General features: G+C 67.9%; 20 protein-coding genes. 7 read left to right on the top strand and 13 right to left on the bottom strand.

The features are described from left to right. Nucleotides 1-11: 11 nt before the first annotated feature. The 3 genes from nadC to nadA are packed head-to-tail and all read right to left on the bottom strand — an operon-like array spanning nucleotide 12 to nucleotide 3,510. Entirely contained in the window at nucleotides 12-887 is an 876-nt protein-coding gene (nadC, locus tag ACLBYA_RS10115; RefSeq protein ID WP_447709262.1) for a carboxylating nicotinate-nucleotide diphosphorylase, read from the bottom strand. Beyond that, nucleotides 884-2,467, bottom strand: coding sequence for an L-aspartate oxidase (locus tag ACLBYA_RS10110; RefSeq protein ID WP_447709261.1), 1,584 nt, complete (start codon nucleotides 2,465-2,467; stop codon nucleotides 884-886). The genes nadC and ACLBYA_RS10110 overlap by 4 nt, the downstream gene beginning before the upstream one ends. Further along, nucleotides 2,464-3,510, bottom strand: a complete 1,047-nt coding sequence (nadA, locus tag ACLBYA_RS10105) for a quinolinate synthase NadA (protein WP_447709260.1) — start codon at nucleotides 3,508-3,510, stop codon at nucleotides 2,464-2,466. Before nadA ends, ACLBYA_RS10110 begins: the two co-directional genes overlap by 4 nt. 48 nt (nucleotides 3,511-3,558) lie before the next feature. On the opposite strand from nadA, the gene ACLBYA_RS10100 reads away from it, so the two are divergent. Both ACLBYA_RS10100 and ACLBYA_RS10095 read left to right on the top strand, forming a co-directional pair. Next, the gene (locus ACLBYA_RS10100) at nucleotides 3,559-4,251 is read left to right on the top strand and encodes an NUDIX hydrolase (protein ID WP_447709259.1); all 693 of its coding nucleotides are present in this window, start codon (nucleotides 3,559-3,561) and stop codon (nucleotides 4,249-4,251) included. Nucleotides 4,252-4,296: 45 nt separating this feature from the next. Beyond that, nucleotides 4,297-5,649: a lipase family protein gene (locus ACLBYA_RS10095; protein WP_447709258.1), complete on the top strand. Its 1,353-nt coding sequence runs from the start codon at nucleotides 4,297-4,299 to the stop codon at nucleotides 5,647-5,649. Here ACLBYA_RS10095 and ACLBYA_RS10090 read toward each other — a convergent pair. From ACLBYA_RS10090 to bioB, 5 genes are all read right to left on the bottom strand, one after another. Then, nucleotides 5,646-6,557: an ATP-grasp fold amidoligase family protein gene (locus ACLBYA_RS10090; RefSeq protein ID WP_447709257.1), complete on the bottom strand. Its 912-nt coding sequence runs from the start codon at nucleotides 6,555-6,557 to the stop codon at nucleotides 5,646-5,648. The two genes, ACLBYA_RS10095 and ACLBYA_RS10090, sit on opposite strands and share 4 nt — an antisense overlap. 101 nt (nucleotides 6,558-6,658) lie before the next feature. Next, nucleotides 6,659-7,570 carry an ATP-grasp fold amidoligase family protein gene (locus tag ACLBYA_RS10085; RefSeq protein WP_447709256.1) on the bottom strand — a complete coding sequence of 304 codons (912 nt, stop codon included), beginning with the start codon at nucleotides 7,568-7,570 and terminating at the stop codon, nucleotides 6,659-6,661. Between the two features lie 128 nt (nucleotides 7,571-7,698). Then, nucleotides 7,699-8,361: a DUF2567 domain-containing protein gene (locus ACLBYA_RS10080; RefSeq protein WP_447709255.1), complete on the bottom strand. Its 663-nt coding sequence runs from the start codon at nucleotides 8,359-8,361 to the stop codon at nucleotides 7,699-7,701. Continuing rightward, nucleotides 8,358-8,585 carry a biotin synthase auxiliary protein BsaP gene (gene bsaP / locus ACLBYA_RS10075; RefSeq protein ID WP_447709254.1) on the bottom strand — a complete coding sequence of 76 codons (228 nt, stop codon included), beginning with the start codon at nucleotides 8,583-8,585 and terminating at the stop codon, nucleotides 8,358-8,360. The genes ACLBYA_RS10080 and bsaP overlap by 4 nt, the downstream gene beginning before the upstream one ends. A gap of 26 nt (nucleotides 8,586-8,611) precedes the next feature. Continuing rightward, entirely contained in the window at nucleotides 8,612-9,607 is a 996-nt protein-coding gene (gene bioB / locus ACLBYA_RS10070) for a biotin synthase BioB (RefSeq protein ID WP_447709253.1), read from the bottom strand. Between the two features lie 86 nt (nucleotides 9,608-9,693). On the opposite strand from bioB, the gene ACLBYA_RS10065 reads away from it, so the two are divergent. After that, nucleotides 9,694-10,278 (top strand): TetR family transcriptional regulator, encoded by a 585-nt coding sequence (locus ACLBYA_RS10065; RefSeq protein WP_447709252.1) that lies wholly within the window; start codon nucleotides 9,694-9,696, stop codon nucleotides 10,276-10,278. A gap of 107 nt (nucleotides 10,279-10,385) precedes the next feature. Here ACLBYA_RS10065 and ACLBYA_RS10060 read toward each other — a convergent pair whose 3' ends face one another. The 4 genes from ACLBYA_RS10060 to ACLBYA_RS10045 are packed head-to-tail and all read right to left on the bottom strand — an operon-like array spanning nucleotide 10,386 to nucleotide 14,051. After that, complete coding sequence (locus ACLBYA_RS10060) at nucleotides 10,386-10,910, bottom strand: 2'-5' RNA ligase family protein (RefSeq protein WP_447709251.1); 525 nt, start codon at nucleotides 10,908-10,910, stop codon at nucleotides 10,386-10,388. 2 nt (nucleotides 10,911-10,912) lie between these two features. Beyond that, entirely contained in the window at nucleotides 10,913-11,590 is a 678-nt protein-coding gene (gene bioD / locus ACLBYA_RS10055) for a dethiobiotin synthase (protein ID WP_447709250.1), read from the bottom strand. Next, nucleotides 11,587-12,729 carry an 8-amino-7-oxononanoate synthase gene (locus ACLBYA_RS10050; RefSeq protein ID WP_447709249.1) on the bottom strand — a complete coding sequence of 381 codons (1,143 nt, stop codon included), beginning with the start codon at nucleotides 12,727-12,729 and terminating at the stop codon, nucleotides 11,587-11,589. Before ACLBYA_RS10050 ends, bioD begins: the two co-directional genes overlap by 4 nt. Before the next feature lie 29 nt (nucleotides 12,730-12,758). Continuing rightward, the gene (locus tag ACLBYA_RS10045) at nucleotides 12,759-14,051 is read right to left on the bottom strand and encodes an adenosylmethionine--8-amino-7-oxononanoate transaminase (RefSeq protein WP_447709248.1); all 1,293 of its coding nucleotides are present in this window, start codon (nucleotides 14,049-14,051) and stop codon (nucleotides 12,759-12,761) included. A 92-nt stretch (nucleotides 14,052-14,143) separates the two neighbouring features. Between ACLBYA_RS10045 and ACLBYA_RS10040 the strand changes: the two genes are divergently transcribed. From ACLBYA_RS10040 to treZ, 4 genes are read left to right on the top strand one after another with little or no spacing between them, the layout of a single operon-like run. Further along, entirely contained in the window at nucleotides 14,144-16,324 is a 2,181-nt protein-coding gene (locus ACLBYA_RS10040) for an acyltransferase family protein (RefSeq protein WP_447709247.1), read from the top strand. Continuing rightward, nucleotides 16,281-18,455, top strand: a complete 2,175-nt coding sequence (gene glgX / locus ACLBYA_RS10035; protein ID WP_447709246.1) for a glycogen debranching protein GlgX — start codon at nucleotides 16,281-16,283, stop codon at nucleotides 18,453-18,455. Before ACLBYA_RS10040 ends, glgX begins: the two co-directional genes overlap by 44 nt. A 14-nt stretch (nucleotides 18,456-18,469) precedes the next feature. Beyond that, on the top strand, nucleotides 18,470-20,749 hold the full coding sequence (treY, locus tag ACLBYA_RS10030; RefSeq protein ID WP_447709245.1) for a malto-oligosyltrehalose synthase: 2,280 nt from the start codon (nucleotides 18,470-18,472) through the stop codon (nucleotides 20,747-20,749). Further along, nucleotides 20,746-22,467, top strand: a complete 1,722-nt coding sequence (gene treZ, locus ACLBYA_RS10025) for a malto-oligosyltrehalose trehalohydrolase (protein WP_447709244.1) — start codon at nucleotides 20,746-20,748, stop codon at nucleotides 22,465-22,467. The genes treY and treZ overlap by 4 nt, the downstream gene beginning before the upstream one ends. On the opposite strand, the gene ilvA is transcribed toward treZ, so the two are convergent. Continuing rightward, nucleotides 22,455-23,738, bottom strand: a complete 1,284-nt coding sequence (gene ilvA, locus ACLBYA_RS10020) for a threonine ammonia-lyase IlvA (protein ID WP_447709414.1) — start codon at nucleotides 23,736-23,738, stop codon at nucleotides 22,455-22,457. The genes treZ and ilvA overlap by 13 nt on opposite strands. Between the last annotated feature and the right edge of the window lie 70 nt (nucleotides 23,739-23,808).

The raw sequence follows: 23,808 nt of genomic DNA, 5'->3' as shown, positions 1-23,808 counted from the left end.
CCGGTCGAACCCTAGGTATCCAAGCCGATGTCGAGTACCCGCACCGAATGGGTGAGTGCACCGACGGCCAGATAGTCGACGCCGGTGGCCGCATAGTCCGCGGCGGACTCCAGCGAGAGCCCACCCGAGGATTCCAGCTTGGTGCCCGGCGAGCGGGAATCCCGGCGCTGCACCGCCACCTGGGTCTGCCACACCGGAAAGTTGTCCAGCAGCACCAGTTCGACTCCGGCGCCGAGGATATCGTCGAGCTGCTCCAGCGAGTCGACCTCGACCTCGCAGGGGATCTCGGGCGCAGCGGAACGCACCGCCTGCAGGGCCGCCAGGACCGAGCCCGCCGCCGCGACGTGGTTGTCCTTGATCAGGGCCGCATCGCCTAGCCCCATCCGATGGTTGACACCACCGCCGACGCGCACCGCGTACTTCTGCAGGAATCGCAGCCCGGGCAGGGTCTTTCGGGTGTCGCGGATCTTGGCGCCGGTGCCTTCGACGGCATCGACCCAGCGTGCGGTAGCGCTGGCGATCCCAGACAGGTGGCACACCAGGTTGAGCATGGTCCGCTCGGCGGTCAGCAGGCCCTGTGCCGGAGCCTGCACGCGCAGCAGCGACTGGCCGGGTTGCAGACGGGTGCCGTCCTCGACGCGGTCGAGCACGGTGTAGCCGCCGTCTCCGAGCACCGCATCGAGCACCAGCAGCGCCAGGTCGATCCCCGCGGCCACCCCGGCCTCCCGGGAGGCCATCGATGCCGTGGTGGTCGCGTCGGCGGGCACGGTCGCCAGCGTGGTGACATCCGGTCCGTACCGCAGATCCTCCTCGAGGGCCCGGTCGATGACCGCGCGCGCCTCGGCCAGTTCGGCCGCCGACAGTGTCTGCACCTGTGCTGCGTTCATGCGCCCACTCCTACCGGTAGGGAGACGACCGGCGTGCCGGTGTCGTCGAGGGTGACGGTGCCGCTGACCGCCTGTGCCGCATCGGGTTCCGGGTGATCTCCGCGATGGTGGCAGCCGCGGGATTCGGTACGCGCGGCGGCCGCCGCGGTGACGGCGCGGGCGGTCAGGGCGAGGGCTGCGGCTTCGACCGCGGCCCGGTCGGTGATGGTGCGCTCGGTGGCCTCGGCGAGCGTCCCGGCCAGCCGGGCCAGTCCGGTGCCGTCACGCACCACCGAGGCGTCGCGGCTCATTGCCCGCTGCAGCACGGTGCGGTCGAGCACCGGCAGCCGCACCGGGGCGGGGACTGTCGCCCGTGACGGGCCCGCGGCGACGGCATGGTCGGCGGCGGCCCGCCCGGCCCGGCCGCCCACCACGAGCCCCTCGAGCAGACTGTTGGAGGCCAGCCGGTTGGCGCCGTGCATCCCGGTACGGGCCACCTCGCCGGCCGCGTAGAGACCCGGCAGGGCCGTGCGGCCGTGTACATCGGTGCTGACACCACCACAGCTGTAGTGCGCACCGGGTACCACCGGGATCCGTTGGCGGGCCGGGTCGATGCCCGCGGCGAGGCACGCCGCGGTGACGGTCGGGAACCGGGCAGCGACATCGGGTACGCCGGTGGCATCGAGGTACACGCAGCTGTCACCAGTGGCCTGCAATCGGGCATCGATCGCCGCGGCCACCACGTCGCGCGGTGCCAAGTCGCCGAGCGGGTGCACTCCCGCGGTGATCGAATCACCCTGGGCGTCAACCAGAATCGCACCCTCGCCGCGTAGTGCCTCGGTGATCAGCGGGCGACGTCCGCCGCCACCACCCGGGCCGCCGGTGGCCAACATCGTCGGGTGGAACTGGATGAACTCGATATCGCCGACTGCCAGCCCGGCCTGCAGGGCAAGCGCCACACCGTCGCCGGTGGATCCCTCCGGGTTGGTGGTCGCGGCGTACAGGTGACCGAGTCCACCGGTGGCCAGGATGACCGCCGGCGCATGCAACAGGCCCAGGCCGGCCTCGCTGTGCACCAGCACGCCGGTGACCGCGCCGGCGTCCCGACAGATCTGCAGTGCCACGTGATTGCGGCGGATATCCAGTTGGGCGGCAGCCTGATTCAACGCCCGCTGCACCTCGGCCCCGGTGGCGTCACCGCCGGCGTGGATGATGCGCCGGCGGGTGTGCCCACCCTCGCGGGTCAGCGACCACTGCCCCGGTGTGGATTCGTCGAACCGGGCCCCGTCTGCCACCAGGTCGGCCACCGCACCGTAGCCGTCGGCGACGATCGAGCGCACCGCGTCGACATCGCAGAGTCCGCCACCGGCCGCCACCGTGTCGGCGACGTGGGCATCCACCGAATCATCGGACGCCGGTAGCACGACGGCGATGCCGCCCTGGGCATAGAAGGTGGCCGTCTCGGCGATCTTGCTGAGCACGACCACCTTGCGGCCGGCCCGCACCGCGGCCAGCGCGGCGACCAGACCGGCCACCCCGGTTCCGATGACGACGACGTCAGCGCGCTGCTGCCAGTAACCGGCACCACCGCACGCAGTCATTCCCCGCCGCCGGGCTGTCCGATCTCGATCATTCGCTGCACGCTGGCCTGGGCCGCCTTGGCGGTCTGCATGTCGACGTGCACCTCGTCGCCACCCTCGACCAGGCAGCGCAGCAGTGCGGCCGGGGTGATCATCTTCATGTAGCTGCAGGAGGCCCGGTCGTTGACCGCCAGGAAGTCCACATCGGGTGCGGCACGGCGCAACTGGTGCAGCATGCCGACCTCGGTGGCCACCAGGACCTGGCGGGCATTGGTCTCCCGGGCCGCGTCCAACATGCCGCCGGTGGACAGGATCTTGACCCGGTCCTCGGGCACGGCGCCCTCACCGGCCAGATACAGCGCCGAGGTGGCGCAGCCGCACTCGGGGTGGACGAACAGTTCGGCGTCCGGGTGTGCGCGGGCCTGATCGGCGAGTTCGTCACCGTTGATCCCGGCGTGGACATGGCATTCGCCGGCCCAGATGTGCAGGTTCTTTCGGCCGGTGACACGCTTGACGTGGGCGCCCAGGAACTGGTCCGGGCAGAACAGCACGGTGCGGTCCTCGGGGATGGAGGCCACCACCTCGACCGCGTTGGAGGAGGTGCAGCAGATATCGGTCAGCGCCTTCACCGCGGCGGTGGTGTTCACGTACGACACCACCACGGCGTCCGGGAAGTCGGCCTTCCACTCGCGCAGTTCCTCGGCGGTGATCGAGTCGGCCAGCGAGCACCCGGCGCGCTGATCGGGAATCAGCACGGTCTTCTCGGGGCTCAGGATCTTGGCGGTCTCGGCCATGAAGTGCACACCGCAGAAGACGATGGTCTCCTCGGCGGCCTCGGCGGCGATGCGGGACAGCGCCAGCGAGTCCCCGACGTGGTCGGCGACGTCCTGGATGGCCGGGAGTTGGTAGTTGTGCGCCAACAGTGTCGCGTTGCGCAGATCGGCGAGCCGGCGCACCTCGGCGGCCCACTGCCCGTCGCCGACGATGCCGCTGTATCCACCGGGTCCGTCGACGATGCGCGAGGCGAGCACGCTGCTGTAAGCGGTGCGATCCAGGACCGTCATGGCAAGTCTCCTTTTGCCGGCTGAGGTTTTCGACTTATGATCGAAAACATGGTTCATGGTAGCACCGAGCACGAAGTACTTGCCGTCGTCCTCCAGGTTCGCCGACTCGACACGAAGAAACCGCAGCTCAGCGTGCTGCTCTGGGAACGTGCCATGGAACCGCAGCGCGGTGCGTGGTCACTGCCCGGCGGGCGACTGCGTCACGACGAGGACATGACGAGTTCAGTCCGACGTCAACTCGCCGAGAAGGTCGACCTGCAGCAGTTGACCCATCTGGAGCAGTTGGCGGTGTTCTCCGACCCGCATCGGGTCCCTGGCCCACGGACCATCGCGTCGACCTTCCTTGGTCTGGTGCCTTCTCCCGCCACCCCGGAGTTACCGTCGGACACCCGCTGGCATCCGGTGTCGGCACTCCCGCCGATGGCCTTCGACCACGGCACCATGGTGGCCAACGCCTGTGCCCGGTTGATCGCCAAGCTGTCCTATACGAATATCGGATTCGCGTTGGCGCCCAGGGAATTTGCGCTGTCGACACTGCGCGACATCTACAGTGCGGCACTCGGCCACCCGGTCGACGCCACCAACCTGCAACGGGTGCTGGAACGTCGTAATGTCATCACCCGCACCGGCACCACCGCCCGGTCGGGACGCAGCGGCGGCCGACCGGCGGCGCTGTACCGGTTCACCGAATCGCAGTACCGGGTCACCGACGAATTCGCCGCATTGCGTCCGCCGGGCTGAGTGTCGGACTGGATTCTTAGACGCTTCTTAAGTAAGAATGCCCGGATGGACTTCGGCAGCTCGGCCGCCGCATCCGACGCCGAATGGCTCGGTGCGATCCCGCACACGTCGCTCGACCGCGCCGCGCGTCCATTGCTGCCCAAGGATGATCCGTTCTACCAGGCGCCGGAAGGCTTCGAGCATGCGACGGCGGGCACGGTGCTGCGCAGCCGGGACGTCGAACTCGCCTTCCTGGGACTGATCCCGCAGCAGATCCGGGCCGTCCAACTGCTCTACCGCACCACCGATATGAACGGGCAGCCCGAGGCGGCCGCCACCACCGTCCTGATGCCCGACGAACGCGGCCCCGAACGGGTGTGCCCGCTGGTCTCCTACCAGTGCGCCATCGATGCCATCTCGTCGCGCTGTTTCCCGTCCTACGCCCTGCGTCGGCACGCCATGGCGGCCGGCTCGGTACCGCAGCTGGAGATGCTGTTGATCGCCGCCGCGGTCGCCGAGGGGTGGGCCGTGTCGGTACCCGACCACGAGGGGGTCAACGGCAGCTGGGGCACGCCGTACGAGCCCGGCTACCGCATTCTGGACGGCCTGCGGGCGGCTACCCGCTCGGATCAGCTGTCGATATCCGCCGAGGCGCCGATCGGGCTGTGGGGATATTCCGGTGGTGGGCTGGCCAGCGCATGGGCCGCCGAGGTGAGCGGCAGCTACGCCCCCGAGCTCAACATCGTCGGTGCGGTGCTCGGTTCGCCGGTCGGCGATCTGGGCCAGACCTTCCGCAAGCTCAACGGGACCTTCGCGGCCGCGCTGCCCGCACTGGTGGTGGCCGCCCTGGCCGACGTCTACCCCGGCCTGCAGAAGATCATCGCCGACCACGCCAGCGAGAAGGGCCGCGCCCTGCTGGACCGGTTGCACCACATGACCACGGTGGAGGCCGTGCTGCGCCTGGTCGGTACCGACATGGGCGATCTGCTGGACCAGCCGTTGGAACAGATCCTGGACACTCCCGAGGTGCAACACGTCTTCGCCGACATCAAACTCGGTGCCGCGGTGCCGACCCCGCCGGTGCTGATCATCCAGGCGGTGCACGACGAGATCATCTCGGTGCACGGTATCGACGAGCTGGCCGACACCTACGCCTCCGGCGGGGCCAACGTCACCTACCACCGTGACATGTTCAGCGAACACCTGCTGCTGCACCCGATGTCGGCGCCGATGGCACTGCGCTGGCTGTCCGACCGATTCGCCGGACGGCCCCTCGGTGAGAACCTGGCCCGGACGAAATGGCCCACCCTGTTCAATCCGTCGACCTACAAGGGCATGGCGCGGCTGGCTGTCATCACGGCAAAGGTGTTGACGGGCAGGCATCTTCACCGACTTCCGCTCTCGGTCCTGGACCGTTAGGCACAGCCGGGCTGCACCTGCGCCCACGCCGGCAGATCCCACAATTTGCCCTGTGCACGGTCGAAGCTCGTCGGGGTGAACGCGCGTAATCCACTGCCCGGGTAGGGCGTGTACTCCCCGAACCACACCTGCCCGTCGACGGCGTACAGATCGATCCGCACGAAGTCCCAGCCCACGGCGAGCGCGACGGCGATCTCCAGCATCTTGCCCAGTTCCGCCGGACGAGGCTCGTCGGCCACCGGGTGATCCCGCCAGCGCGCCGGCAGTGGTTGCCAATCGGCATCCAGCAGGGTGGTGGTCCGCGCCGCCGAGAACCGGCCCCGGTTCACCTGGATGACCCCGACCCGGCCGTGGAAGACCAGGAACTTGTAGTCGACCGGCGGGGTGCCGTCGGATGTCGGGATTCGCTGTTCCAGCAACAGCTTTCGGCGGGCGCGGCCGTAGCCCCACTCCCCGAGCTCGAGCGGGCTCTCCGCCAGCCAGTTCCTGGTCTGCCGGGTCAATCGGGCCAGATCGGCCTGCGGCTCCGGGCCGAATACTGCGTGCCCGCTGCCATGGTTCGGTTTGAGCACCCACGGCGGCAGCGTCGTGAGATCGGGGGCGTCACGCAGGTCGGTACCCGACCAGTACGTCTGCGGGATGTGCAGATCCGGACCGGGATACGCCGCGCGGGCCATCTCCTTCATCCACAACTTGTCACACGCCCTGACAATCCGTTCCCGACGGTCGTTGAGGATCCGCCAGTTCACCTTCTCGCTCAAGCTCTCGGGCTCGGCGAAGTCGCCCCATCGGCGAATCACGGCCAGGAACAACAACTGTCGCAGAATCCGGACCGGGATCAGCGACACAAGGCGGCGGCGGGCCGGCAGCAGCCACGGTGGCGTGGCGCGATAGGTCAGTAGTGGCATCGGCGGAGGACCCCCTGTGGTGTGTCGGACACCACGAGATTCGCGACCGCAGATGAAGTGATGAGGAGCCGCACATGAGTCGGCTCTCATCTACCTCCGGCTCAGGGGCAGCCCGGCTGCACCTCGGCCAGCGCCGGCAGCTGCCACTGCCTGCCCTGCTCCAGATCGAAGGTCATCGGCTTGTACCGCAGCAGACCACTGCCCGGGTACGGGGTGTACTCGCCGAACCACACCTCACCGTCGACGGCGTACAGATCGATCCGGATGAAATCCCAGTCCCGGCCCAGGGTTCGGGCGATCTCCATCATCTTGTCCAACTCGACGGGACGCTCCTCCGCGCCCACCGGCTGGATCCGCCATTTGACCGGCAGTGTGCGCCAGTCGGCATCAAGGAACGTCGTGGTCTGTTCCTTGGCGAACCGGCCCCGGTTCACCTGGATCAGTTCGATGCGGCCGTTGAACACGAAGAACTTGTAGTCCACCGGCGCCTGCCCGTCCGGGGTGGGGATGCGCTCCTCGAGCAGGTACCGGGTGCGGGCCGCGCTGTAACCCCACTCGCCGAGTTCCAACGGCGTCTCGGTGAACCAGGTCCCGGTCCGCTCGATCAGGTCGTCGAGATCGGTATCGGGCCCCGGCCCGAACAGCGCGTGCCCACTGCTGGCGTTGGGCTTGAGCACCCACGGCGGCAGGGTCGTCAGATCGGGGGCGTCGCGCAGGTCGGTGCCCGACCAGTAGGTCTTCGGTATCCGGAGTTCGGCACCCGGGAAGGCCTCGCGGGCCATCTCCTTCATCCACAACTTGTCGCAGGCCTTGACGATCCGGTCGCGGCGATCGTTGAAGATCCGCCAGTTGACCTTCTCGTTGAAGGTGGTCGGGTCGGTGAAGTTTCCGGGCTTGCGGATCATCATCAAGTACAACGCCTTGCGCATGGTGCGCACCGGCAGCTTCTCGATCATCCGGCGACGCGGGGCCTGCAGCCACTGCGGGGTCGACTGGTACTTGAGCAGCGGCATAACGGTCTCCGTCGATATCAGGTAATTGACGCGGCGACCACTTTGCTCAAATATCGTCGCGCGCACGACACCTTACACCGCTGACCACGGTTTGTGAGGGTTACCTATGCGAGATTCGTCATACCTGGTCAGTCGCCAGATCTGCCCTGATCGGTCGGGTACGTGCCGGTTGCCACCGGCATCGGCACGGGTGGGTACACGCCGGCGTACTGCACCGGCGGCCAGGCGCCGAGGTCATCCCTCGATGCCGAGGCCACCAGCAACGCATAGGTGATTGCGGCCACCGCCGCAGGCAGCAGGATCGTCGCGCCGATCACGAACGGGTTGTGCCCGAAGAACACCGCGGGAGCCTCGAAGACATAGTGCACACGGTTGCCCTCGCTGACCGGGGCGGTGTCCACGTCGATGACGCCGTAGCGCCAGCGCACCAGGACCGCACCGACCCCGGCAGCGACCGTCGTCGCAGTCGCTGCACCGGCGGACAACGCGGCCAGTAACGCCGGCCCGCGGTGCGCGCGCCACTGCCACACCGCGACAGCGCCGACGACCGCGAGCACCCCGACGAAACCGACCAGCAGAAAGGCACCGAGGAAGAGTTGATCCGAATCGTTGCCCAGATAGGCCCGCACCCGGTCACCGGCCCGTGTCAGCGCCACGATGCCCTGCGCCGGTGGTGCCAGCCACGCCCACAGCGCACCGGCCACCGCACCGCCGGCCGACATCGCGACGAACACCCGAAGGGCCGCGGCCACCCGCGAGATACGCGGTGGCGCAAGATCGATCGAGGTCACCGACGGGTGTCCAGGTCGGTGGAATCCACCTCTCCGTGCCGTGAGCACTTGGCCCACCACCCGGTGGGTCGCACCTGCACGATCATCCGGCGACCACACTCGGCGCAGAACCGCGGCGGTTCCAGGCCCAGCTGGGCGGCGGTCGGTACCGCACTACCGGCCGGTCCGCCGGTGTAGACGTTGTAGACGCCGGCCCCGACGGGCACCGGCAGCTCGTGAGTCATCACCACTTAAGTTCTACAGCGTCGTTCTACAGCGTGGCGTTGAGAGCCTTGATCGGCATCTGCAGATCAACCAGCAGCTCCAGATCGGCCTCGGCGGGCCGACCCAGCGTGGTCAGGTAGTTGCCGACGATGACGGCGTTGATGCCGCCGAGGATGCCCTGCTTGGCGCCCAGGTCGCCCAGGGTGATCTCGCGGCCGCCGGCGAAGCGCAGCATGGTGCGCGGTAGTGCCAGCCGGAATGCGGCCACCGCCTTGAGAGCCTCGGAAGCCGGCAGCACCTCCAGATCACCGAACGGGGTGCCCGGACGCGGGTTCAGGAAGTTCAACGGCACCTCGTGCGGGTTCAGCTCGGCCAGGTTGGCGGCGAACTCGGCACGCTGCTCCAGCGTCTCCCCCATGCCCAGGATGCCGCCACAGCAGACCTCCATACCGGCCTCGCGGACCATGCGCAGGGTGTCCCAGCGCTCCTCCCAGGTATGGGTGGTCACGACGTTGGTGAAGAAGGACCGGGCGGTCTCCAGATTGTGGTTGTAGCGGTGCACACCCATGCCTGCGAGCCGCTCCACCTGTTCCTGGTCGAGCATGCCCAGCGAACAGGCGATCTGGATGTCGACCTCGTTGCGGATGGCTTCGATGCCCGCGGCGACCTGGGACAGCAGGCGCTCGTCGGGACCGCGGACGGCGGCCACGATGCAGAATTCGGTGGCGCCGGTCTTGGCGGTCTGCTTGGCGGCCTCCACCAGGCTCGGGATATCCAGCCACGCGCTGCGCACCGGGGATGCGAAAAGGCCCGACTGTGAGCAGAAGTGGCAGTCCTCGGGGCAGCCGCCGGTCTTGAGGCTGATGATGCCCTCGACCTCGACATCGGGTCCGCACCACTTCATCCGGACCTCGTGGGCCAGCTCCAGCAGATCATCGAGCTGATCGTCGGGCAGCTGTAGCACCTGCAGGGTCTGGTCCTGATCGAGGCCGTCGCCCCGCTCGAGCACCTGTTCGCGCGCCACTGCCAGAATGTCGGTCACCAGAAATTCTCCAGTCGGGTCGGAAAGTGAACGTCGGAAATTGAACACCGTTCAGTCTTGAACGGTGTTCAGGTTAGGGTAATCACGTGCAACTGCACAAACGTGACGTGGTCGATGCCGCCGCCGCGATCCTGGACAACTTCGGGATCGCGGATCTCACCATGCGCCGGCTAGCGCGTGAGCTCAGGGTCAGTCCGGGCGCGCTGTACTGGCATTTCGCCAACAAGCAGGAGCTCCTGGGCGCCGTTGCGGACCGGATCCTGCAACCGACACTGACCGCCATGGCGACCGGCGCATGGCAGGACCGCCTGGTCGCCGATGCGCACCGGCTGCGTGATGCCCTGCTGTCGCATACCGACGGTGCCGAACTGGTCTCGGCGAGCTTCGCGGCCGGGCAGTCCGAGGCGATGACACAGATCGTGGCCGCCCTCGCCGAGGCTGCCGCCGAGGCCGGGGTGACCGTGGCGCACACCGAACTTGCCGCCCGTACGGTCGTGTACTACGTGCTGGGCTTCACCGTCGACGAGCAGTCGCGCCTGCAATGGGACGCCGCGGGAGCCGAACTGCCCACCGCCCAATCGGCGTTGGCCGAGGACGCCGGCCAGCGATTCGCCTTCGGGCTGGGGCTGCTGGTCGACGGGGTCGGATCACACAGCCGACTGTCGCCGTAGCAAGGAAACGCGCCGCCAACCTCCACTTTGCGCATGGCCCGTCGTCGACGGTGTCAATATAGCCACCGCAAGGGCGACCCACACCGCCGCCGAGGTGGTGACGCTTGTCACATGGTGATCGGGTACTCGGACTTCGCATCGCCATCCCAGTGCCGCAGGCCGGTGAACGCCCCCACGATCTCCCGGTGCGCGGCCGCGAGGTCCAGCGCCGCCGCGATCTGATCGTGACGGACCCGCCGGGCCAGCGTCACATGTGGTGTCCAGTGGCCGGGCGCCGCATGCGGGTACAGCCCGGACGCCATGTGCGGCAGACATATCCGATGCACCTGCCGGTGTAGGTCGAGCAGATCCGCCGACGGCACCACCAGCAGCGCCAGTGTCATCCGACCATGCCCGAACACCAAGGGCGCGCCGAGGCGGCACGGTAGCGGCAGCCGGCCGGTCACCTCGGCCAGTTCCGCGTCGGCCGCATCGGCCAACCGCTCGCCGACCGCGACGGTGACATGTGGCCGGTTACTGGGTGCGGTGTGGGTGGCGCGGCTGGGCAGCTCGGCGTTGTGCAGATCCGCCCAGATCTCCCGCACCGCGGCATCGGTGGCGTCATCGACAAGCAGCTCGACCGAGTGCACCACGGTTACACCAGACTCGCGATCCAGTCCCGGTCGAAGGCCGCGGCGCTGACGTCCGCGAATCGTTGCGGGCTCAGCGCACCCGCGCCCGCCGGCAGCACCGCGCGGATGTCGCCGAGTGCGGCCAGCGCCTCCCGGTTCCCCTGCTCGGCCACCCCGGGATCGACCGGCCAGCTGCCGATCACCAGGCCGGCTCCGGTGAGTCGCTGTGCGGTAAGCGATTCCACGGTGAGCGCGGTGTGGTTGAGGGTGCCCAGCCCGGGTGACACAACCACCAGCACCGGGGCAGCCAACGCCGCGGCCAGGTCGCGCAGCGTCACCCCGCCGGCGCCGAGCTCGACCAACAGTCCGCCGGCGCCCTCGACGATGGTCAATCGGCCCGGAGCATCGGCAGTGCGCACCGCGGCCAGCAGTTCCGCCGAGGTGGGTAACGGCAGTCCTGCCCGGGTGGCCGCCGCGACCGGGGCAAGTGGCTCCGGATAGCGCCAACCGCCTTGCAGCGCAGTCACTCCCGATAATCTGCCGACCTCGCCCAAATCGTCGTCACCGTCCCGGGTGCCGGTCTGCACGGGTTTGCATACCGCCACATCGAGGCCGGCCAGCCGGGCCGCGCAGGCCAGCGCCGCCGTCGTCACCGTCTTGCCGACACCGGTGTCGGTGCCGGTGACCACCAGGACCGTCACGACCGACCGAGCACCTCGGTGAGCACCGTGCGCGCCAGAGCCATGTCCTCGGCGGTCAACGCCGCCCGGGCGGTCAGCCGCAGCCTCGACGTGCCGGCCGGCACGGTGGGCGGCCGGAAGCAGCCCACCCGCACACCGAGTTCCAGGCAGGCCGCGGCCGCGGCGACCGAGACCTCCGGGTCCCCCAGGATCACCGAGACGACGGCTGACGTGGGTTCCTCGGCAACATCGCAGATCTGAGCGAGTTCGGTGGCCCGCGCCAGCACGGCGCCGGCCAGACCGGGCTCGGCCATCAGCACACGCAGCGCGGCCAGCGCCGCACCGACGGCGGCCGGGGCCAGCCCGGTGTCGAAGATGAAGGGCCGCGCGGTGTCGATGAGGTGGGCCCGGACCGCGGCCGGACCGAGCACCGCACCGCCCTGGCTGCCCAACGCCTTGGACAGCGTCGTGGTCATGACCACGTCCGGGGCGCCGGCCAGGCCGAGCTCATGCAGCAGGCCCTGCCCGCCGGGGCCGCGTACACCGAGGCCGTGCGCCTCGTCGACGACCAGCAGCGCGCCGTAGCGGCGGCACACGTCATGCAGTTCACGCAGCGGGGCGAGCACACCGTCGGTGCTGAACACCGATTCGGTGACCACGACGGCGCGCTCCTCGGTGCGGCCGGAAAGCGCCTCGGCGACGGCATCGACATCACGGTGTCCGGTGACCGCCACCCGCGCCCGCGACAATCGGCACGCGTCGACGATGGAGGCGTGGGTCAGCGCGTCGGACACCAACAGCGCGCCCTGACCGGTCAGGGCGACCAGCGCACCGATGTTGGCGGTGTAACCCGAGGAGAACACCAGGGCCGATTTGGCGCCGACGAACCCTGCCAGTTCGGTCTCGAACTCCTCGTGCAGTTCGGTGTTCCCGGTGACCAGTCGCGATCCGCCGGCACCCGCCCCCCAGGTGCGCAGCGCCTGCACCCCACCGTCGAGCACGGCCGGATGCTGGGACAGGCCCAGGTAGTCGTTGGAGGCCAGGTCCAGTTCGGTGCCGACCGCCGGCCGCACCCGCAGGGCGCGCCGTAAGCCCTGGGCGCGACGGCGCTCCTCGACCTCGGTCAACCAGGCCAGCGGGGAAAGACCGGTGCGCGTCACTGGACGTCCTTTCGACACTTGAACACCGTTCAGGTTAGTGCACGCGCGACCCCGACCATGCCCGCACCGATCTGCGCGATCTCGTCGGCGGTGCAGATGAACGGCGGCATGGCGTAGACCAGCCTGCCGAACGGACGCAGCCACACCCCGTGCAGCAATGCGGTCTCGGTGGCCACGGCCATATCGACGGGCTCGGCCATCTCGATGACGCCGATGGCGCCGAGCACCCGGACATCGGCCACCCCCGCCAACTCGCGGGCCGGTTCCAGACCCGCACGCAGCCCCGCTTCGATATCGCGCACCCGGGCGCGCCAATCGGAATCCAGCAACAGCTCGACCGCTGCCACCGAGACCGCGCACGCCAGCGCATTGGCCATGAACGTCGGACCGTGCATCAGGGCACCCGGCTCGCCCGCGCTGATGGTCCGGGCCACCTCGGCGGTGCACAGCGTGGCCGCCAGGGTGACATAGCCACCGGTGAGCGCCTTGCCGACACACATGATGTCCGGGCTCACCGCGGCGTGGTCGGCGGCGAACAGCTCGCCGGTACGACCGAACCCGGTGGCGATCTCGTCGAAGATCAACAGCACATCGTGCGCATCGCAGATCCGCCGCAGTTCGGTGAGATAGCGCGGATCGTGGAAGCGCATGCCGCCGGCGCCCTGCACCACCGGTTCGACGATGACGGCCGCGAGTTCCTCGGCATGTTCGGCTAGCTGGGCCTCGAAGGCCGCGATGTATTCCGGGTCATACGGACCGGGCACCTGCGGCGCGAACACCTGCCGCACCAGGACGTCGGTCCAGATGGCATGCATGCCACCGTCGGGATCGCAGACGCTCATCGGGGTGAAGGTGTCACCGTGGTAGCCGCCGCGCCAGGTCATCAATCGGTGTTTGGTGGACCGTCCGCGGCTGCGCCAGTACTGCAGCGCCATCTTGGCGGCCACCTCCACCGACACCGACCCCGAGTCGCTGAAGAACACCGTCTCCAGGCCCGCCGGGGTGATCTGCACCAGCAACTGGGCCAACCGGGCCGCCGGTTCGTGGGTCAGGCCACCGAACATGACGTGGTTCATGGTGGCCAGTTGTGCGGTGATCGCGGCGTCCAGACGTGGATGGCCATGTCCGTGCACGGCCGTCCACCACGAGCTCATGGCATCCAGCGCGTCGACCCGCTGCCCGTGGTGGTCGAGCTGCAGCCAGGCACCCTTGGCGCCGACGGCCACCACCGGCGCCAGAGCGCCGGTCCCGATGGTGCTGTAGGGGTGCCAGATGTGCGCGGTGTCGATCGCGCTGATCTCCGAAGGTGTCAACGCCGGCATGGAATCGGACACTATCGCCTCGCCCGGCGACTGTGAGGTCACGCCCGTGGCCTGAGGCACCCAGGGTTCTTAGGTAGATTGACTCCCCGACCATGATGACCCTCGCTCCAGCCCGACCTGCGGCTCGTACCGAATCGGGCGCCGGGCCCGCACGTCCCTCCGGCGCCGCATCGAGAACCCGCTCCTCGGGCTTCTACCGGCATGACCTCGACGGACTCCGCGGGGTCGCGATCGCGCTCGTCGCGATCTTCCATGTCTGGTTCGGCCGGGTCTCCGGTGGTGTCGATGTCTTCCTGGCGCTGTCGGGCTTCTTCTTCGGTGGCCGGTTGCTGCGGTCGGCATTGGACACCAATGCCGCGATCCGCCCGATATCGGAAGTGGTGCGCCTGATCCGGCGGCTACTGCCCGCCCTGATCGTGGTGCTCGCCGCAGCCGCGGTCCTCACCATCCTCATCCAGCCGGAAACCCGCTGGGAGACGTTCGCCGATCAGAGCCTGGCCAGCCTGGGGTACTACCAGAATTGGGAGCTGGCCAACACCGCCGCCGACTATCTGCGCGCCGGTGAGACCGTCAGCCCGCTGCAACACATCTGGTCGATGTCGGTGCAGGGCCAGTTCTACATCGCCTTCCTGGCGCTCATCCTGGCCTTGGCGTATGTCCTGCGCGGCCGGTTGGGCAGGCATCTGCGGACCGTCTTCATCGTGCTGCTGTCGGCGCTGACCATCGCCTCGTTCGTGTACGCGATCATCGCGCACAACACCGATCAGGCGGTGGCGTACTACAACAGCTTCGCCCGTGCCTGGGAACTGACCCTGGGCGCACTGGTCGGTGCGCTGGTGCCCTATGTGCGGTGGCCGATGTGGTTGCGCACCGTCGTGGCCACCGTGGCGCTAACTGCCATCCTGTTGTGCGGCTGGTTGATCGACGGAGTTCAGGAGTTCCCCGGTCCGTGGACGCTGGTCCCGGTCGGCGCGACGGTGCTGTTCATCCTGTCGGCGGCCAACCGCGCCGCCGATCCCCGGATGGACGGCAAACTGCCCGCACCCAACCGTCTGCTGGCCTCGCGGCCGTTCGTGTGGCTCGGGTCGATCGCCTACTCGCTGTACCTGTGGCACTGGCCGCTGCTGATCTTCTGGCTGGCCTACAGCGGCAAGGAGCATGTCGACTTCGTCGACGGTGCCATGGTGCTGCTGATCTCCGGGGTGCTGGCCTGGCTGACGATGAAGTACGTCGAGACGCCGCTGCGCTACAGCGCGCCGGCGCGGGTGACCGATGCGCCGGCGATCCCGTGGCGCAGGCGGCTGCGTCGCCCCACTATGGTGCTCGGTTCGATCGTCACGCTGCTCGGTGTCACGCTGACCGCGACCTCGTTCACCTGGCGGGAGCATGTCACCATCGAACGGGCCAGCGGTAAGGAGCTGTCCGGGCTGTCGGCGCGCGACTACCCCGGCGCCCGCGCCCTGATCAACAACGCCAAGGTGCCCAAGCTGCCGATGCGCCCGACGGTGCTGGAGGCCAAGAACGACATCCCCGAATCCACCAATGCCGGCTGTATCAGCGATTTCGACAACGTCGACGTCATCAACTGCACCTACGGCAACACGGATTCGGCGCGCACCATCGCGTTGGCGGGCGGCTCGCACGCCGAACACTGGATCACCGCTCTCGATCTGTTGGGCAGATTGCACGACTTCAAGGTCGTCACCTATCTGAAGATGGGTTGCCCACTGACCACCGAGCAAAAACCTCTTGTGATGGGTGACAACCGTCCCTACCCGAAGTGCCGGGAGTGGAACGAGAAGGTGATGCCCAAGCTGCTCGCCGACAAGCCCGAATTTGTGTTCACCACCTCGACCCGACCGTGGAACATCAAGCCCGGTGACGTCATGCCCAGCCAGTATCTCGGTATCTGGCAAGCCTTCTCGGATGCCGGCATCGATGTGCTGGCGATGCGCGACACCCCGTGGCTGGTGCGTAACAACAAGCCGTACTTCCCCGCCGACTGCCTGGCCAGCGGCGGCGATTCCATCTCCTGCGGCATCAAGCGCGCTACGGTACTGTCCGACGACAACCCCACCCTCGATTACGTAGGACGGTTCCCGAACCTGAAACCGCTCGATATGACCGACGCCGTGTGCCGACCGGACTTCTGCCGAGTAGTGGAGGGAAATGTGTTGATGTACCACGACTCCCATCACCTGTCGACGACGTACGTGCGCACCATGACCAATGAGCTCGGCCGCCAGCTCGCCGCGGCGACCGGCTGGTGGTGACATGGTCGCGACGGTCTGGCCCGGCACTCCCTACCCGCTGGGCGCCACCTACGACGGTGCGGGTACCAACTTCTCGGTGTTCTCCGAAGCCGCCACCAAGGTCGAACTCTGCCTGATCGCCAAGGACGGCACCGAGGAACGCATTCCGCTCGACGAGGTCGACGGTTACGTGTGGCACGCCTACCTGCCGACGGTCAGCCCCGGGCAGCGGTACGGATTCCGGGTGCACGGTCCTTGGGATCCGGCGGCCGGCCACCGGTGTGATCCCAGCAAGTTGCTGCTCGACCCCTACGGCAAGTCCTTCCACGGCGATTTCGAGTTCAGCCAGGCGCTGTTCTCCTATGACCTGGAATCCGACGAACCCGCGGTCACGCCGGCATCACCCGCGGTGGATTCGGTGGGGCACACCATGACCAGCGTGGTGATCAATCCGTTCTTCGACTGGGGTTCGGACCGGGCGCCCAAGACGCCCTACCACGAGACGGTGATCTATGAGGCCCACGTCAAGGGTTTGACCCAGCAGCACCCCGACATCCCGGAGGAGCTGCGCGGCACCTACGCCGGGCTGGCGCACCCGGCGATCATCGAACACCTCAAATCGCTGAACGTCACCGCCATCGAGTTGATGCCGGTGCACCAGTTCCTGCACGATCACCGATTGCTTGAGCTCGGTCTGCGAAACTACTGGGGATACAACACCTTCGGGTTCTTCGCCCCGCACTCGCAGTACGCGGCCAACCATCACGCCGGCGGCGCGGTGGCCGAGTTCAAGTACATGGTGCGGTCCTTCCACAACGCCGGCATCGAGGTGATCCTCGATGTGGTCTACAACCACACCGCCGAGGGCAACCACCTGGGTCCGACGCTGAACTTCCGCGGTATCGACAACGCCGCCTACTACCGGCTGCTCGACGGCGAACTGCAGTACTACAAGGACTTCACCGGCACGGGTAACAGTCTCAACGCCCGGCACCCGCACACCTTGCAGCTGATCATGGACTCGCTGCGGTACTGGGTTCTGGACATGCACGTCGACGGGTTCCGCTTCGACCTGGCCTCCACGCTGGCCCGTGAGTTCTACGACGTGGACCGCCTCAGCGCGTTCTTCGATCTGGTGCAACAGGATCCGGTGATCAGTCAGGTCAAGTTGATCGCCGAACCGTGGGATGTCGGCGAGGGCGGCTACCAGGTCGGCAACTTCCCAGGTTTATGGACCGAGTGGAACGGGAAATATCGCGACACTGTGCGCGACTACTGGCGGGGTGAGCCCGCAACCCTCGGCGAGTTCGCCTCGCGGCTGACCGGTTCCTCGGATCTCTACGAGAACACCGGGCGGCGTCCCGGCGCGTCCATCAACTTCGTCACCTGCCACGACGGATTCACGCTGGCGGATCTGGTGTCCTACAACGAGAAGCACAACGAGGCCAACGGCGAGGACAACAAGGACGGCGAGAATCACAACCGGTCCTGGAACTGCGGGGTGGAGGGCCCGACCGACGACCCGGACATCCTGGCATTGCGGGAACGCCAGAAGCGCAACATCATCGCCACGCTGATGGTGTCCCAGGGTACCCCGATGATCAGCCACGGCGACGAGATCGGACGATCCCAGGGCGGCAACAACAACGCCTACTGTCAGGACTCACCGATCGCCTGGGTCGACTGGTCGAAGTGTGACACCGATGACGGGTTGCTGGAGTTCACCCGAAAAGCGGTGCAGCTGCGTAAGAGTCATCCGGTGTTCCGCCGGCGCCGGTTCTTCGCCGGGACACCGATCCGCAGTGGCGAGGATGTGCACGATATCGCCTGGTTCACCCCGGCGGGCACCGAGATGACCCCGGAGGACTGGGGTTCGGGATTCGGCAAGTGCATCGCGGTGTTCCTCAACGGCGATGCGATCCCGGAGCCGAACGCGCGCGGTGAACGGGTCCGCGACGATTCGTTCCTGCTGTTCTTCAACGCGCACGACGAGCCGCTCGATTTTGTGCTGCCCGCGGCCAAGTACGCCGAGCAGTGGTCACCGAGTCTGGACACTGCCGACCCGACCGGCGAGGCCGATCAGCCGATCGCCGCGGAGGAGAAGATCTCACTGCCGCCACGTTCACTGCGGGTGCTGCGGAAGACGGGTTGAACGGAGCCGATTGGATGGGTGTCCCGCTCTCGACGTATCGCCTTCAGCTGCGCGGTGATTCGTTCACCCTCGCCGATGCTGCCGACCTGGTGGACTATCTGGACGATCTCGGTGTGTCGCACCTGTACCTGTCCCCCATCCTGACCGCGGTGCACGGTTCCAGCCACGGTTACGACGTGACCGATCCGACATCGGTGTCGGCGGAACTCGGGGGTGCCGAGGGCCTGGCGACGCTGTCCGCCGCGGCGCGCGAACGGGGCCTCGGGCTGATCGTCGATATCGTGCCCAACCATGTCGGTGTCGACATGCCCGAGCAGAACCCGTGGTGGTGGGACCTGCTCAAGCACGGCCGCGACGGTGCGCACGGCGCCCATTTCGACGTCGACTGGGAGGTGGCCGACGGTCGGATCCTGTTGCCGGTGCTGGGATCCGACGGCGATATCGCCGACCTCGAGGTCGACGGGGACGTCCTGCGGCTGCACGGCCGCAGCTGGCCGATCGCCCCGGGCACGGGCGACGGTACCGGGCCACAGGTGCATGACCGGCAGCATTACAAACTGATCGGTTGGCGCAACAACCTGTGTGGCTACCGCAGGTTCTTCTCCATCACCTCACTGGCCGGGCTGCGGCAGGACGATCCGGCGGTGTTCGCCGACGCGCACACCGAGGTCGGTCGCTGGTTCACCGACGGGCTGGTCGACGGTCTGCGCATCGACCATCCCGACGGGCTGGCCGATCCGGTGGACTACGTACACCGCCTGCGCGAGCTGGTGGGCCCGCAGGCCTGGATCGTGATCGAGAAGATCCTGGCGCCGGAGGAAGCATTGGACACCGGGCTGCCGGTCGACGGCACCACCGGCTACGACGCCCTGCGTGAGATCGGCGGGCTGTTCGTCGACCCGGCCGGCGAGGCGGCCCTGACGGCCCTCTACGAAACGGCGGGTGTCGACTACGCCGGCACCGAGACCACGGTCGCCGAACTGAAGACCGCGGCCGCCACGCACACCCTGAGCAGTGAACTGGCCCGGTTGCGGCGGTGCATCGTCGCCGAGGTGGGCACCGACCATCCGAGGTTGGCCGATGCCGTCGTGGCCTTGCTGACCCATGTCCACGTCTACCGGTTCGACTACCACAACTTGGCCGCGGTCGCGCCCATCGCGATCGCCGGTACCGTTGCCGCACAACCGGATCTGGCCGCACCGCTCCAGCTGGTGGCGACCGCGCTGGCCGTGGACGGAGAGTCGGCGACCCGCCTGCAGCAGCTGTGCGGTGCGGTGACCGCCAAGGCCGTCGAGGACTGCCTGTTCTACCGGGACGCCCGGCTGGTCTCCCTCAACGAGGTCGGTGGCGAGCCCACCCGATTCGGGGTGAGCGCCGCGGAATTCCATGAACGCGCCGCAACCCGGGCACGGTTGTGGCCGCACGCCATGGTCACGCTGTCCACCCACGACACCAAACGCAGCGAGGATGTCCGGGCCCGGATCGGTGTGCTGTCCCAGGTGGCCGACCGGTGGTCGGCACAGGTGGCGCGGTGGTCCGCGATTGTGCTGCCGCCGGATGCGGCCACCGGGCTGTTCCTGTGGCAGAATATCTTCGGAGTCTGGCCCGCCGACGGCGAGGTCTCCGACACGCTGCGGGACCGTCTGCACGCATACGCCGAGAAGGCGATCCGTGAGGCCGCCGTACGCACCACCTGGAACGACCCGGACATCGAGTTCGAGACGGCGGTGCACGACTGGATCGACGCAGTGCTCGACGGTCCGGTGGCGACCGAGATGACGGAGTTCGTCGGGCAGGCTGATGGCGCCGCCCGCAACGACGCCGTCGCGCAGAAACTGTTGGCGCTCACCGTGCCCGGTATCCCGGATGTCTATCAGGGCACCGAGCTGTTCGACGACAGCCTCGTCGATCCGGACAATCGGCGACCGGTGGATTACGCGGCACGGCGCGCAGCACTGACGGCGGCGACCGACCCGAAGGTCCGGGTGGTGCACGCCGCATTGCGGCTTCGCCGGGAACATCCGGAGACCTTCACCGACGGCGGCTACCGGCCGGTGCCGGCCGACGGCGCGGCCGCCGCGCATGTGGTGGCCTACCTTCGTGGTTCCGACATCCTGGTGGCGGTGCCCCGCTGGACCGTGCGCCTGATCGAAACCGGTTGGGAGGACACCACAGTGACGCTGCCCGACGGGACCTGGAACGACCGGCTGACCGGTCGCATGTTCAGTGGCGCGGTGCCGGCAGCGGAACTGTTTGCGGAGCTGCCCGGGGTGTTGTTGGAGCGTGCGCTGTGACGTCCTTTGCGGTGTGGGCGCCGCGGCCGCAGCGGGTCCAACTCGATATCGAGGGTACCCGTCATCCGATGGAGCGGACGGCCGATGACTGGTGGCGCGCCGAGGTGCCGTCGACCCCGGACAGCCGCTACGGATTTGTGCTCGACGATGACGACACCGTGCTCCCCGATCCCCGTTCGGCCCGCCAGCCCGACGGGGTACATGCCCGGTCTGCGCTGTGGCAGCCGGCCGGCCCGCCGCCGACCTGGGCGGGCCGCTCTGTCGAGGGTGCGGTCATCTACGAACTGCACATCGGCACCTTCACCGCCGCCGGCACCTTCGACGCGGCCGCCGAAAAGCTGGACCACCTTGTCGATCTCGGGGTCGACTTCGTCGAGGTGATGCCCGTCAACGCCTACAGCGGGACGCACGGCTGGGGCTACGACGGCGTGCTGTGGTACGCCGTGCACGAACCGTACGGTGGCCCGGACGGATTACTGCGATTCATCGAGGCCTGCCATGCCCGCGGTCTGGGGGTCATCATCGACGCGGTGTTCAACCACCTCGGCCCGTCAGGTAACTACCTGCCGCGCTACGGTCCATACCTGTCCAGTGGAAGCAACCCCTGGGGCGAGTCGGTCAACATCGCCGACGCCGGCGCCGACGAGGTGCGCCGGTACATCATCGAATGTGCTCTGCGGTGGATGCGTGACTTCGGCGCCGACGGTCTGCGACTGGATGCCGTCCACGCCCTGGTGGACACCACCGCCATCCACATCCTGGAAGAACTCGCCGGCGAAACCGAGGCCTTGGCGGCACAATTGGGTCGGCCGCTGTCGTTGATCGCAGAGAGCGACATGAACGACCCGCGGACCATCACCCCGCGTGAACAAGGCGGGCTGGGCATGACGGCCCAGTGGGACGACGATGTCCACCACGCGATCCACACCGCGGTATCCGGTGAGCGGCAGGGTTATTACTCCGATTTCGGCTCCATGCGCACGCTCGCGCAGACCCTGGCCGACGGGTTCTTCCATGCCGGGACGTATTCGTCGTTCCGGGGGCGCCGGCACGGCCGCCCGTTGGACAAGGCCGCCATTCCGGCGACCCGCCTGGTCGCCTACACGCTGACCCACGATCAGGTCGGCAACCGGGCGATCGGCGACCGACCCTCGCAGAACCTGTCCCCCGGGCAAATCGCCGTGAAGGCCGCGTTGGCTCTCGGTTCCCCCTACACCGCAATGCTTTTCATGGGCGAGGAATGGGGGTCGAGTAGCCCGTTCCAGTTCTTCAGCTCACATCCCGAACCGGAACTGGGCCGGGCCACCGCCGAGGGACGCAAGGCCGAATTCGCGGCGCACGGCTGGGATGCCGACGATATCCCGGACCCGCAGGACCCGGCCACCTTCGAGCGGTCGAAGCTGAACTGGGCCGAGGTCGGCGAGGGTGCCCATGGCCGTCTGCTGCAGACCTACCGGGATCTGATCTGTTTGCGGCGCAACGAACCCGACCTGGCCGATCCGTGGTTGGGACATCTGCGCGTCGACTATGACGAGGATGCCCGCTGGATCGTGCTGCACCGCGGCAGCCTGGCGGTGGTCTGCAATCTGGGTACCGACGCGGTGGCCGTCCCGGTTACCGGCGAGACGGTGCTGGCCTGGGATGACACCGCGGTCGAGGGCGAGGCGACCGTCATCCCGGGGCACTCCTATGCGGTGCTACGCGTTCAGGTCAGGTAGCGGTAGGTCGGCGAACCCGGCTCCAGCAGTTCGACATGGGCGTCCGAGTCGTGCATGCGTTTGAGCAGGCCCTCCAGGTCGCCGGCCGATCCCATCTCGATCCCGACCAGTGCCTCACCGGTCTCCCGATTGTTGCGCTTGACGTACTCGAACAGCGTGATGTCGTCGTTGGGACCCAACACGGTGTCCAGGAATCCGCGCAGCGCACCGGGTTCCTGCGGGAAGTCGACCAGGAAGTAGTGCTTGAGGCCGCGGTGCACCAGCGAACGTTCCAGGATCTCGCCGTAGCGGGAGACATCGTTGTTACCGCCGGAGATGATGCACACCACCGTGGATCCCGGGGTGACATCGGCCTCGAGCAGTGCGGCCACCGACAATGCGCCTGCGGGCTCGGCGATGATGCCCTCGTTCTGGTACAGGTCGAGCATCGCCGAGCACACCGCGCCCTCGTCGACCGCGGTGACCGACAGCATGTCGCCGGCGGCCGCCAGCGCGGCGAAGGTGTGTGCACCGGCCCGGGCCACCGCCGCGCCGTCGACGAACTGATCGACGTGGTCCAGGGTCACCGGCTCACCGGCCGCGAGCGCGGCCAACATCGATGCCGCCCCGGCGGGTTCGACACCGAGCACTGCAGTTCCGGTGGTGCGCTCGGCCAGATAGGTCGTGATACCCGAGATGCAGCCGCCGCCGCCGACCGGAACGATCACCAGATCGGGCTCGCCGGGCAGCTGGTCGAGCAGTTCGACCGCGATGGTGCCCTGCCCCGCCATGGTGCGCGGATCGTCGTACGGCGGAACCAGTGTCGCACCGGTGCGCGCCACATCGTCGAGCGCGGCCTCGGCGGCCAGGTCGTAGGTCTTGCCGCCGACGATGAGTTCGATGAAGTCGCCGCCGTGGTAGCGGATGCGGTCTCGCTTCTGTTTGGGCGTCTTGGCCGGCACATAGATGCGGCCATGCACACCCATGGAGCGACAGGCCAGCGCGAACCCCTGCGCATGGTTGCCTGCCGAGGAGCAGACCACGCCGGCGGCGAGTTCGTCGGGGGTGAGCTGCATCAGCAGGTTGTAGGCGCCACGCAGTTTGTAGGACCGTACCGCTTGCAGGTCCTCACGCTTGAGGTAGACCTGGGCGCCGGTGACCTGAGACAACCGATCGCTGAACTGCAGCGGGCTGATGGTGACCACACCGGAAATTCGCTCGGCGGCCTCATCCACGTCGGTGGCGGTCGGCGGCGAAGTGCGATGGTTCAGATCGGTGGACACCCGGACAATGGTGCCACCACCTGGGCTCTAGACGAAAACCGGTTACCGCCGGCCGGACACACCGTATCCAGGGTTTCGG

The sequence above is a fragment of the Mycobacterium sp. C31M genome, assembly GCF_053345865.1.
The sequence above is the reverse complement of the archived record's forward strand: the minus strand, read 5'-3'. Positions and strand labels throughout refer to the sequence as shown.